This is a genomic window from Lysinibacillus sp. FSL K6-0057 (assembly GCF_038630885.1).
Taxonomy (GTDB): domain Bacteria; phylum Bacillota; class Bacilli; order Bacillales_A; family Planococcaceae; genus Lysinibacillus; species Lysinibacillus fusiformis_F.
This window is the reverse complement of the sequence record NZ_CP152047.1, coordinates 1,533,616-1,545,408: the sequence shown is the minus strand read 5'-3', so window position 1 is coordinate 1,545,408 and position 11,793 is coordinate 1,533,616. Positions and strand designations below refer to the sequence as shown.

11 protein-coding genes are annotated in these 11,793 nt (G+C 38.9%); 6 read left to right on the top strand and 5 right to left on the bottom strand.

Going from position 1 to position 11,793, the window contains the following annotated elements; translation table 11 throughout:
• Positions 1 to 132 precede the first annotated feature (132 nt).
• From MHB40_RS07275 to MHB40_RS07255, 5 genes are read right to left on the bottom strand one after another with little or no spacing between them, the layout of a single operon-like run.
• Positions 133 to 939, bottom strand: a complete 807-nt coding sequence (locus tag MHB40_RS07275) for a hypothetical protein (protein WP_342534219.1) — start codon at positions 937 to 939, stop codon at positions 133 to 135.
• Positions 932 to 2,002 carry an MBL fold metallo-hydrolase gene (locus MHB40_RS07270; protein WP_342534218.1) on the bottom strand — a complete coding sequence of 357 codons (1,071 nt, stop codon included), beginning with the start codon at positions 2,000 to 2,002 and terminating at the stop codon, positions 932 to 934. The genes MHB40_RS07275 and MHB40_RS07270 overlap by 8 nt, the downstream gene beginning before the upstream one ends.
• Entirely contained in the window at positions 1,995 to 3,656 is a 1,662-nt protein-coding gene (locus MHB40_RS07265; RefSeq protein ID WP_342534217.1) for an iron ABC transporter permease, read from the bottom strand. The genes MHB40_RS07270 and MHB40_RS07265 overlap by 8 nt, the downstream gene beginning before the upstream one ends.
• 57 nt (positions 3,657 to 3,713) lie before the next feature.
• Positions 3,714 to 4,739 carry an ABC transporter substrate-binding protein gene (locus tag MHB40_RS07260; RefSeq protein WP_342534216.1) on the bottom strand — a complete coding sequence of 342 codons (1,026 nt, stop codon included), beginning with the start codon at positions 4,737 to 4,739 and terminating at the stop codon, positions 3,714 to 3,716.
• Positions 4,736 to 5,701, bottom strand: coding sequence for an ABC transporter ATP-binding protein (locus MHB40_RS07255; protein ID WP_342534215.1), 966 nt, complete (start codon positions 5,699 to 5,701; stop codon positions 4,736 to 4,738). The genes MHB40_RS07260 and MHB40_RS07255 overlap by 4 nt, the downstream gene beginning before the upstream one ends.
• 138 nt (positions 5,702 to 5,839) lie before the next feature.
• On the opposite strand from MHB40_RS07255, the gene MHB40_RS07250 reads away from it, so the two are divergent.
• From MHB40_RS07250 to MHB40_RS07225, 6 genes are all read left to right on the top strand, one after another.
• Complete coding sequence (locus MHB40_RS07250) at positions 5,840 to 6,751, top strand: LysR family transcriptional regulator (RefSeq protein WP_342534214.1); 912 nt, start codon at positions 5,840 to 5,842, stop codon at positions 6,749 to 6,751.
• Between the two features lie 61 nt (positions 6,752 to 6,812).
• Positions 6,813 to 7,271 carry a PTS sugar transporter subunit IIA gene (locus MHB40_RS07245; protein WP_342534213.1) on the top strand — a complete coding sequence of 153 codons (459 nt, stop codon included), beginning with the start codon at positions 6,813 to 6,815 and terminating at the stop codon, positions 7,269 to 7,271.
• Positions 7,268 to 7,531, top strand: a complete 264-nt coding sequence (locus MHB40_RS07240) for a PTS sugar transporter subunit IIB (RefSeq protein ID WP_342534212.1) — start codon at positions 7,268 to 7,270, stop codon at positions 7,529 to 7,531. The genes MHB40_RS07245 and MHB40_RS07240 overlap by 4 nt, the downstream gene beginning before the upstream one ends.
• A gap of 33 nt (positions 7,532 to 7,564) precedes the next feature.
• Positions 7,565 to 8,833 (top strand): PTS ascorbate transporter subunit IIC, encoded by a 1,269-nt coding sequence (locus MHB40_RS07235; protein WP_342534211.1) that lies wholly within the window; start codon positions 7,565 to 7,567, stop codon positions 8,831 to 8,833.
• 252 nt (positions 8,834 to 9,085) lie between these two features.
• A complete protein-coding gene (locus MHB40_RS07230) occupies positions 9,086 to 10,072 on the top strand; it encodes a BMP family ABC transporter substrate-binding protein (protein ID WP_342534210.1) in 987 nt (328 codons plus the stop codon).
• Positions 10,069 to 11,730, top strand: coding sequence for a HAMP domain-containing methyl-accepting chemotaxis protein (locus MHB40_RS07225; RefSeq protein WP_342534209.1), 1,662 nt, complete (start codon positions 10,069 to 10,071; stop codon positions 11,728 to 11,730). The genes MHB40_RS07230 and MHB40_RS07225 overlap by 4 nt, the downstream gene beginning before the upstream one ends.
• Positions 11,731 to 11,793: the final 63 nt, after the last annotated feature.

Below are 11,793 nucleotides of genomic sequence, written 5' to 3'. Positions count from 1 at the left end.
AAGTTCGTCCTATAGTAAGTGTAAGCGAAATTAGCAAAGTTAGAACAAACATGGACCTACTTTTTAATCTCTCTGTTGCCAAAGAAAAAATTCGCCTCATTTCTATATGTGGCGAATTCATTATAGTCCTACTTATTTATCCATGACAAATGCCGTTTTACCACGTTGATCTACACTTAAATAGCCTGCAAATAATAGTTGCTCATACCATTGTTTTTCAATAGCAGCTGCTTGAGCGGCATCATCTACCTTTGTAGAAAGTTCAACCATCATGTCTCCTTTGTACTGCCACACTTCTATATCCGCTTCATGTCCTAGAAAACTTCCTTTATAGGTCATAGCATTAGCAGGTCCATATACAACAGCTTGAGACAACGTATTTTTATACCATGCTTCAGAATCCCAATTTACAATTTTCTTTGGAGAATTTTCAAGAATGCGTTTTTTAGCAGCACTCGTATCTACCGTATCGTAAGAGACATCAGCAGAAGTCTTCAAGGACTCCTTCCGGCTAATCGTAAATGTACGATGGTCTCCCTTACTATCTAACTCAAACTTATAATTGGACTCAGAACCAGTAAAACCATGATTCGCTGTTACTGCTATTGCGTCTTTTAATGGTGTATTTAAAAAACGCTTTTTATAGGTTATATCCATTTTATTGCTACCCTTATATACGCGTAAGCGATGTATATAATCATTATGGAGAAACGATTGGTCAAACGTATCATAAAAATAAATTTTTACGTCATCCTTTTTAGTTGCTTGAAAAACCTGTACAATCGTTGATTCCTTAAAAATCTCGGGTTTAATATTGAATTTAATTTCATGCCCTGGCTCAATGGCTGCTTTCGCTTGTGTTGTACTCACACTCATCATACTAATTATTGTCAATCCCATGACACATATATAAAATGCCCATTTTTTTAGTTTAGTCACGCTTTAACTCCTCCTTCGGAAGTGTTGTTGCTAAATTTGTATGTGTACTGTGAAAATAGATAGTTTGTCGTGCACGAATTCTCTGTGACAGAGCCACAATATCACGATAATCTGGATGTGTTTTATAGAAGAACTCCTTTGAGAGATGCTTCAAAATAGATGGATTGCATGAATAACGAGAATAGCCTGTGTGGACAAAAATAGCTGTTGGATATGCCTTTGCAAGCTCCTCCAATTGAGCCTCATCCTGCTCTGAGACAAAATAAAGTGCATGGTGACTGTCCGTTTTTTGCTTGTGACGTACTTGGAGTACCGCTTTATTCGGCCAAATATTTTCGGGATCTTCATCATAATGCTCCAATAAAGTTTGTAGCTTTGCATCTACACTAATCGCTCGGGTTGTATGTTCAGAAAGATAAGACATAATATCCACTGTTTTGCCCGAAAAAGAGGATGGGAAAATAATTGAACGATTGGGATGAGCCTTTACGTACGTAGCCAATTGCTGTAATACCTCAAGATTATGAATGCATTTTTCCACATGTCCACTATCAATAAACGCTACATCATAAACCGTTCCATCCTCCTCTGGTAAGGTCGCCTTTAACAAATACGAATCGACTACATAATCACCAGAGAAAAAAATCATCTCATCAAAAAATCGAATTTTGTACCACACGCTTCCAATTAAATGGCCACTATATCCCCATTGAAAGGCAAGATAATCCTTGACCTCTATCCATTTTCCAATTGTATCTGGGTGGAAAGTACAGACTTGTGGAAGAGGCAGTGGAAGCTGCTGAGCAGTTCTATGACTCATTAGTACCTGCCCCGTATAGTCCATCTTTTGTAGTAATGGCAATGCCCCTACATGATCAATATGCGAATGAGAAATAAAGACAGCAACTAGCTTTTCAATATGATTAGCTGTAATATTTGGTGGCGTTTTTTGAGCATTTTTCATAATCCCACAATCCAATAAAATGCCCTGCCCATGATTTTCAATATAAAAGCAATTGCGCCCATATTCCCCTACGCCACCTAAAATTTCAAAACTAAGCATCGGTCTGCCCTCCTCGTCTTTGCAGCCAATCCAATAGGAACATAAATACCACAGTCATCAAAACAGTGATGACGGCAACTGCCATTCCAACCCCTACATTACCTTGCTCAAATTGACTATAGATAAAAGTTGCCCCTGTCTCGACTGAGGGTGGCAAAATTAAGAGGCCAGCTACTAGCTCACGCATCGAAATAATAAAAGTCATCATCATTCCTGTCAAAATACCCTGCATCAATAGCGGTAGGATGATGCGACGATACACCGCCCAATTACTACGTCCAAAAATAGCGGCTGACTGAAAGATAGAGGCATCTAATTGTGAAAAAGAAGATTTAATATACTGCACCGAATAGGGTAAAAACAGCACACAGTATGTAACGACTACCATTGCCTTTGTGTTATAAATCGTTGCGGGAAGCCACGGCGCATTCCAAAACATAATTAAACCCACAACAAAAACAATTCCCGGAATAATATTAGGCATTAAACTAAAAAAATCTAATATTTGCTGCTTTCTGGTTTCTCCTTTTTTAATATAAAGAGCAATGAATAAACCTATCATGGCTGTAATGATGGCCGTTATGATAGAAAAAACAATACTATTTAAAAATGCTGTCAATCCTGCACTTCCACTGGTGAAGACCTCTTGATAGGAAGCAAAACTGAAATTCCCTGCCTGTAAACCATCTCCCCTTACCTTTTGCAAAGAGGTCACGATAATAGAGAAATAAGGAATGCCGATAGACAGCAATAGTACAAGTCCTACAAAAGTCCACGAAGCTGTTTTTATATACCACTTGTCTTTGATCTCACGTCTAGCAGGCGTTTTTCCTGATAGCACACCGTATGTAAATTTGCGTCCAATGAGATTTTGGAAATACCAAATGACTAAGCAAACAGACAATAAGAATAAGGATAGCGAGGTTGCCATGCGAATATCGACTGGCCATCTTGATAGATAGGAGTGAATTTCGGTTGTAAAAACTTGAAACCCAATCCGACTGCCAAATGTAGCTGGCGTTCCAAATTCAGCAAGCGTCTTAATAAAAATAAGCAGACTTCCCAAGACATAGCTTGAAAGTACAAGGGGTAACACAATCTTTAGCCCATTTTGCCAGGAGCTTCGCCCAAAAATCAGCGCTGCATCTAAAAATGAGCCATTTATTCGAAGCAATGTATTTTTTAACATTAAATACAAAAACGGAAACAGGTGTAAGCTCATGATCAGTACCATGCCAAATAAGGAAAAGAAGGAATCTGTCATCCAAGCAGCACGTGGAATAAGCTGCTGTAAAAAACCATTGTGCTGCATAAACAAAATCCAGCCCATAGAACCAATATAGGGAGGTGTCATAAATGGAATCGTTAACACAATATCGAGCCATTCATATTGATATAAACTTGTTTTCGTACGAATGAAAGCCATAGGTAATGCGATAATTGTTGTCCCAATAATCACGAAAATCCCTAAGACCACAGAATTTCCTAGCGTCCTCCATATTCTCTCGTGTGCAAATATTCGGCTAAACTGTGATCCATCGAATTGCCCCTCATTTGTAAAGGTATAAACTAAAATGGCCATCAACGGAGCGATAGCAAATATGGCAACAATTGTCAGTAAAAATCCAAAAGCTCGTCTTCCTTCCATTATCATGACTACTACAACCCTTCTCTATAAAAACTAGAAAGGAGGTATATCAACCTCCCTTATTTAACGAAATAAATCCGTAAACTTTGTTAGTACTTCAAGCTGTTTCGCTTCAGCACCCATCCAATCAACTGTTAACTGTGGAATTTCATCTAATGCTGCACGATTTTTCACAGCAATATCTTTATTTCCTGGTAATAAGTAAGCATCTGCTACTAGCTTTTGCCCTTCATCCGACAATAAAAAATCAACATAGGCTTGTGCAGCTTCTACATGTTTCGCATCCTTCAAAATACCAACCGCTCTAGGACTAACCACTGTCCCACTCGTCGGATAGATAATTTCTACTGGCTCACCGTCCGCTTTTGCTTTATAAGCCATGTAGTCTACCCCTGCGATCGTGGCATTTTTCTCACCCGTAATAACAGCATCCAATGCTTCTTTATTTGCACCATTGACTTGCAAGCCATTTTTCTTCCACGTATCAATTGTGCTCCAAGCTGTTTTTTCTGCTGCTGTATAACCAAATAAGAAATCCACAGCAGAGCCTGACAGACTTGGATCTGGTATATTTATTTTATTTTGCCATTCAGCTTTCGCTAAATCAGACCAATCCTTAGGCGCCTGTGTCGTATTTTTCGTATTATAGGCAATACCTAAAGCAGAGGCACTGTAGCCATAGAAATATCCATCTTGATCAGACCAATCACTGTTGATTTTGTCCTTGTTTTTAGCAGCTTCATAGCTTTGTAATTGGTCTGTTGCCTTTAATCCATCCATTGAGGCGACAGAGGCAAGTACAACAATATCAGCTACAGGATTATTTTTTTCCGCTTCTAGACGAGAGAGAATTTTACCTGTAGTTCCTTGAAACATTTCCACTTTAATCCCTGTTTTTTCTTCAAATGCTTGCTGAATATTTGCAGCTAAACCATCTGGCCCTGCAGAATACACCGTCAGTACTTTCTCCTCCTGTGTCTTTGCACTTGCTTCATTTGTCTCTTTTGCCTCTTTATTACCACAGCCAGCTAATGCCAAGGTCAATAAAATGCCAGCAGTTGCCCATAATTTAAAACGTCGTTTCTTCAATGTAAACCCTCCAATTGATAGATTTGTTTTTCATCAATAAATACTTGCAATCTTTTTCCATGCTCTAATGGTTGATTCTCATAAAAGCTCCAAGGCTGCCCATCCACCTGTGCTTGTACTAAATAACGATCGCCAACAAATATGCTTTTCACAATCTCCGCTTGTTTAGCAATCGTACCAGGACGCGATACGCTTGATACGCCTTCAGGTCGCACGATCGATTGTCCATGATGAAACCAATTCACTTTGCCAATAAAATCTGCCACATAGGGCGTTGCTGGTGCACGATAAATTTCCTCAGGCGAGCCAATTTGAGCAATTCTCCCTGCCTCCATAACAATAATTTGGTCAGACATCGTCATGGCCTCCGTTTGATCATGTGTTACAAAAATGGCTTGGCAATCAAGTTCATGAATCAGGTGCATAATTTCATCTTGCATTTGTTCTCTGAGAACAGCATCGAGAGCGGATAAAGGCTCATCAAATAAAATCAACCGAGGGTTCGTCGCTAAAGCTCTTGCTAATGCCACCCGCTGCTGCTGACCACCCGATAATTCGCCTGGCTTTCGTTTCTCATAGCCTTGCATTTTTACCAATCGCATCACATGCTCGACTCGTTCAGGAATAGCTGATTTTGCAATAATGCCCTTTAAGCCAAAGGCAATATTTTGGAAGATGGTCATATGTGGCCATAGAGCAAAATCTTGAAAAACCATGGCGATATTGCGCTTATTTGGTTTGACATTTTTATGAGACTGTGAAGAGAAAATCACGGTGTCATCGAATCGAATTTCTCCTTTTGTTGGCTGTTCAAGGCCAGCAATCAACTTTAATAAGGTTGTTTTGCCACAGCCTGATTGTCCTAGAATCGTAATAAATTGCTGATCTAACTCCACATCGATTGGCCATAATGCTTGAGACTGCCCATATTTTTTCTCGATATTGGTTAATGAGATTTTCATAAGTATCCTCCTCGTTACTAACAACTATAAATTCCAGATATTTAGAAAATATTAATCTACTATTAATAACACGTTAAAAAAAATCTAATAAACTAAAACAAATACAAGATTTTTTCTAATTTGCTTTAGGAGGATAAAATGAACAATAGTAAATTACAGGCATTTTGCTTACTTGTAGAATTAAAAAAATTAGCCCCCGTGGCCAAAGCGCTTGGCATTACAGCACCTACAGTATCCTTTCATATTCGCTCTATTGAGGAGGAATACGGTATTCGTTTATTTCGAACAAACGCAGGAGGATACCGTTTAACAGAAGCGGGCGAAGGTGTGTATCATTACGCTCGTCAAATGGTTCAACTCCAAAAGGATATGGACCGTTTTATTGAAAATCTTTTAGCAGGCCATATCGGTTCATTACGACTTGGGGCGAGTGGCTTACCTGCCCATATTTTTATGCCAGATTTAATTCATCAAGTTTCAACGACCTATCCTGAGATTCGTATTTCATTAGAAGTAAAAACTGCACCCGAAATTGAAAAAAACGTAGCACTACAAGAATTAGATTTCGGGCTCATCATGGAGACCAAGCAGGAAAATCCTTTACTTCATTACGAAACTATCGGTGAAGATGCACTTGTATTGGCATTCAGCCCATCACACGAGCTAGCAACAAAAAAGGACATCACCAAAGAAGATATTCTTAAGTACAAGCTCTTGTTGCATACATCCTCTAGCTCCACGAATCACTTCATCGAAAAGTGGATGGACCCTTTTCAGCCTTCAATTTACACAATTGAGCTGGATTCTGTGAGCACGATAAAAAAAATGCTGACCTTTGGAAAAAACATGGCGTTTCTATCCGTTTCCTTAATAGAAGAAGAATTAAAATCAGGTGTACTGATGAAGAAAGATCTACATGACGTGACGCTTAATAGAAAGATTCAATTGATTTATCCGAAAACGCGCTTAGATCATAAAATTGATGAATTTGTCAAAATGTCGGTTTACGAAATAGCGAAGCAATTAAAAATGTTTTCTTCGATGACATAATTCCACATGCAGTCGTAATAACATGGAATGGGAAGATATTTTTATGAAAGGAGGGTTGTCCTTGCTAACCAAGCTGTTAACAAAGGATTGTATACAGCTTGCAAACTTTGTCCAATCATGGCAAGAAGCGATTCATTTAGCTGCTAGCCCATTAGTACAGCAACAAAAAATTGAACAACGCTATGTCGAAGCCATGATTCGATCTATTGAGCACTATGACCCCTACGTAGTCATCACACCAAAAGTAGCCATTCCTCATGCACGGCCATCTGATGGGGTTCATGAACTAGCCATAAGTTTGCTATGTTTACAAAAGCCTGTTTTTTTCAGCCCCAATCAGCCTGTTTACTTACTAATTGTGCTAGCTGCCATTGACAATGCTTCTCATCTACAGGCGTTGGCTGATGTAGCATTAGTCTTACAAGAACCTGATCAGATTGATGACTTGATCGCCTGTCAGCATGCGGACACGATATGGGAGAAAATCAAACAATATACGACAAAGGAGTCAACAGAATGAAAATTTTAGTCGTGTGTGGGAGCGGTTTAGGAAGTAGCTTTATTTTAGAATTGAATGTAAAAAAGGCATTAGAGGCATTGGGTAAAGATGCAGAGGTAACACATACCGATTTAGCATCTGCCAAGGCGGAAAAAGCAGATATTTATTTAGGGGCAGCAGACATTGTGAATGAATTAGCGAAAGACAAAGGAATCATTGTGAGCATTGTTAATATGATGAGTATTGCAGAAATAAAAGAAAAGCTAGAACCTTTGCTTTAAGCATAAAAATTTTGGATAGGATGAGGTGTTGGTATGTTGGATGTTATCATGCATGACATTTTAGGAACACCAGCTATATTAGTCGGCCTATTCGCTTTTATTGGTTTACTCATTCAAAAAAAATCAAGTTCCACTGTTCTGTCAGGTACTTTAAAAACGATAATGGGCTTTGTCATCCTTGGAGCAGGTGCCACTGTCTTGATTGGCTCTTTAGATCATTTTAGTAAAATGTTTGATCATGCCTTTCAAGTACAGGGAGTCATTCCCAACAATGAGGCCATCGTGGCAGCTGCTCAGACTAATTTTGGTACAGCTACTGCACTAATCATGGTATTTGGTATGATTATGAACCTATTATTTGCGCGATTTACGCCATTAAAATATATCTTTTTAACTGGACATCATACATTATTTATGGCTTGTTTAATCGCTGCTTCATTGTCAGTTGGGGGGATGAGTGGTACACCTCTTATTATCGTCGGTTCTATTATTCTTGGACTTTGTATGGTGGTGTTCCCTGCCATTTTACAGCCAACAGTTCGGCAAATAACAGGTAGTGACGACTTTGCTGTTGGTCACTTTGGCAGTGTTGGCTATTATGTTTCTGCAAAGATTGGTAAGCTCTTTGGCAATAAAACGAAATCCACAGAGGATATACAAGTCCCGAAATCATTGGGCTTTTTACGGGATACCTCTGTTGCTATTTCGCTAACAATGAGTGTGTTCTTTGTGATTGTTGCCCTTTTTGCTGGCCCTGCCTATATTGAGGCACAATTATCTGCGGGCTCTAATTTTATTATTTTCGCTATTATGCAAGCGATTACATTTGCAGCGGGTGTTTATATTATTTTAGCAGGTGTACGAATGTTAATTGCTGAAATTATTCCAGCCTTCAAAGGCATTGCAGATAAACTTGTACCAAACACAAAACCAGCACTTGATTGCCCAACCATTTTCCCCTTCGCACCCAATGCCGTCATCATTGGTTTCATCTTTAGTTTTCTAGCAGGGCTGGTTTCCATGTTTATACTCCCCTTCATCGGACTTAAGGTCATCGTTCCGGGTCTTGTTCCCCATTTCTTCACAGGTGCAGCAGCTGGCGTCTTTGGTAACGCTACAGGCGGCAGAATCGGTGCGATGTCAGGAGCCTTTGCCAATGGTTTATTGATTAGCTTTATTCCTGCCATACTACTGATCTTTATGGGAGACATTGGTTATGAAGGCACAACCTTTGGCGATTCAGACTTTGGCGTAATCGGCATTATTATTATTAATTTATTAAAATTATTCGGTGCTGTTTAGATAGTAAAGCCTAACGCTATTCGCGTTAGGCTTTTATAGTGCTATACATACAAGAATTGTTACGGAAACCTTAATAAATCCATTACTTTAATAGTAATCTAGCTTTATATTTCTAACTTATTATGTATATAGAAATGAATCCTTATTCTTATACATTCTCAGAAATTTATTTTCATCGAAGTCTGACATCAGACTAAAAATATTAAGTTTTTGCCGATATATATTTTATACACAACAGGAGGTACACATAATTTGAAGAAATTAATTACTACTTTTCTTTTGATCGCTCTGTTGATAGCCGGCTGTTCTTCAGCACCAGCAGAAACATCAACTGAAGGATATAGGATAGGCATCTTACTATCAGATGCAGGACTAGGCGATGAATCATTTAATGACTCCGCTTTTAAAGGATTAGAAAAGGCGCGCGATGAGCTTGGTATTTTGTTTGATTACAAAGAGGCTCCTGATGGTAATTACGAGGAAAAGCTGAATGAGCTTGTAGCAGAAAAATATGATATCATCATTGGTCTCGGTTTCTCTGTACAAGAAGCACTAGAAAAAACAGCGAAGCAATATCCAGACCAGCAATTTATACTGATTGACGGACAATCTGATATTAACAACATCATTTCGATTACCTTTAAAGAGCAAGAAGGTAGCTTTTTAGTTGGCATGATTGCCGCTATGACAAGCAAAACAGGAAAAATTGGCTTCATCGGTGGTGCAGATGCTCCCGTTATCCATCACTTTGAAAATGGTTTTATCGAAGGAGCTCGATATGTACAGCCATCGATTGAAATTATGAGTGACTATGCTGGTACCTTTGACGATACCCAGGCGGGTGCAGCAATAGCAGAAAGATATATCAAAAATAACGTTGATTTTATTTACCATGCAGCGGGCTTTACTGGCTTCGGAGCGATTAAAAAGGCCGAGGAAATGGGTATTTATGCAGCCGGTGTTGATATCGATCAATTTTTTGTTGCCGAAAAAACAGTTGTCACATCCATGCTGAAAAATGTTGACCTGGCCGTCTATCAACTTGCTAAAGCATTAGTAGAAGATGGGAAAATTACTGAAAAATCGTTTGCATTAGGTTTAGCGGATCAAGGCGTGGGACTAGCAGATATTCGTGTAATACAACTAACAGCTGAGCAACAAACTGCCATCGAAAAAGCCCAAGAAGCCATTATTTCAGGAACGATAAAAGTTACTGCAGAAAAGGGGAATGGCCAGTGACACTACGTAAGAAATTATTTATGAACACACTGATTCCAATCGTACTGGCTATGGCGATGATTGGCTTTATTATCATACAAACATTCACAATCCAGACCACAGCACAGGATGATACGAAACTTTTACTTGCAGTGAAAGAACTAGAGCAAAGTTTAGTTGTTGCCAGCCAATCTTTAAATAATTTCACCTACCTGGATAGTGAAGCCAATAAAAACGAAGCGCTCGCTATTTTACAAGAAACAAAAAGTAATTTAGGGGCATTAGCCTCTCTAACGAGAATACCTGAGCATCAGACAATCGTCGAAAAAATAGCTAGTAAATTTGAAAATCTAGAAAAAGCGACTGAAAGCGGGTTTCAAGAAAACAATCGCTCTGAAATTAAAAAGCAGTCCATCAGAATTAAAGGGATTTTAAACGATATGTATTTGCTCAAAAAAGAAACGAACGAATGGTATCAAGAAATGATACAAGTAACGAAGCAAAAAATAGGTTTCATTACAACCTCTACCATCATAGGTAGTGTGCTATTAATTATTGCTACGATACTTTATTCCTATGTGGCTGCGAAAAGAATTACCAAACCAATTAATCAGATTGTAGATTGCGCACAGGCCGCAGCAACAGGAAACCTAACCATTGATACCTCTACCCTTTCCTATCAGGCAAACAGTCGATATGAGATTGATCAATTAACAAAAAGCTTTTCAGAGATGATGAATAATTTAAAAAGTACCGTACAATCCATCGATTATATTGGAAAGGATGTTAATTTGTTTACACAAGAAGTGACGAGCCATATGAATACTATTCATGAAAGTAGCAATCAAGTCGCTACTTCTACCGACGAATTAGCAAAAGGCAGCTATACCATGTCTGAAGACATTCAATCAGTGGCACTCCAAATGAATAATATGGCAGATCAATTTAAGGATGTAATGCGTACAAGTGAGCAATCTGCTGACACTGGTAAACAGGCTCTGGAGGCTGTTCAAAATGGTCAGTATTCATTGGAAAAACAATCGGCCATTGCGCAGGATATTTCAACCACATCACTTGATATTAAAGAGGCTGTTACCCAATTCTCTCAATTTACTTCAGAGATTGAAGGCGCAGCCAATGCTGTCCACACGATTGCCAGCCAAACCAATTTATTAGCCTTAAACGCTGCCATCGAGGCTGCACGAGCGGGAGAAGCAGGTAAAGGGTTTGCCATTGTTGCCGAGGAGGTTAAAAAGCTCTCTTCTGAAACGGAGAATGCGACGAATTTAATTACTTCTATGGTTACGCATATTCAAGATGGCATTACGCACATCCTTACTACAGCTGAACGAGGTTATCAGCTATCAAATGAGCAATCACAATCCATGGTTGAAACGGAACAATCATTTGCCGTTATTACCATGCATATAACAGATATCCATCGCGATTTACAAAACCTCACAAAAGAAATGGTGCAAACCAATGAAATGAGCCAGCAAGTAAATAGTACCATTGAAAATATTTCTGCTATTACGGAAGAAACGGCTGCCGGTACAGAAGAAATATCGGCATCAACCCAAGAACAGCTACTATCCTTCCAAAAAATTAGTGCTAAAATAGACGAACTTCAAGCTATGACTGATACGTTGATGAATGAGCTCAAAAAATTCACCCTATAGCCGACTCGGTTCATTACCCCAAGAAATCCAGTGAAATGATTCACTGGATTTCTTCTTAGTGTT

Bases quoted from the DNA above. Each gene is read 5' to 3' on its own strand.
- MHB40_RS07270 (WP_342534218.1), bottom strand. From the start codon at position 2,002: ATGCTTAGTTTTGAAATTTTAGGTGGCGTAGGGGAATATGGGCGCAAT.
- MHB40_RS07265 (WP_342534217.1), bottom strand. From the start codon at position 3,656: ATGATAATGGAAGGAAGACGAGCTTTTGGATTTTTACTGACAATTGTT.
- MHB40_RS07255 (WP_342534215.1), bottom strand. From the start codon at position 5,701: ATGAAAATCTCATTAACCAATATCGAGAAAAAATATGGGCAGTCTCAA.
- MHB40_RS07250 (WP_342534214.1), top strand. From the start codon at position 5,840: ATGAACAATAGTAAATTACAGGCATTTTGCTTACTTGTAGAATTAAAA.
- MHB40_RS07240 (WP_342534212.1), top strand. From the start codon at position 7,268: ATGAAAATTTTAGTCGTGTGTGGGAGCGGTTTAGGAAGTAGCTTTATT.
- MHB40_RS07235 (WP_342534211.1), top strand. From the start codon at position 7,565: ATGTTGGATGTTATCATGCATGACATTTTAGGAACACCAGCTATATTA.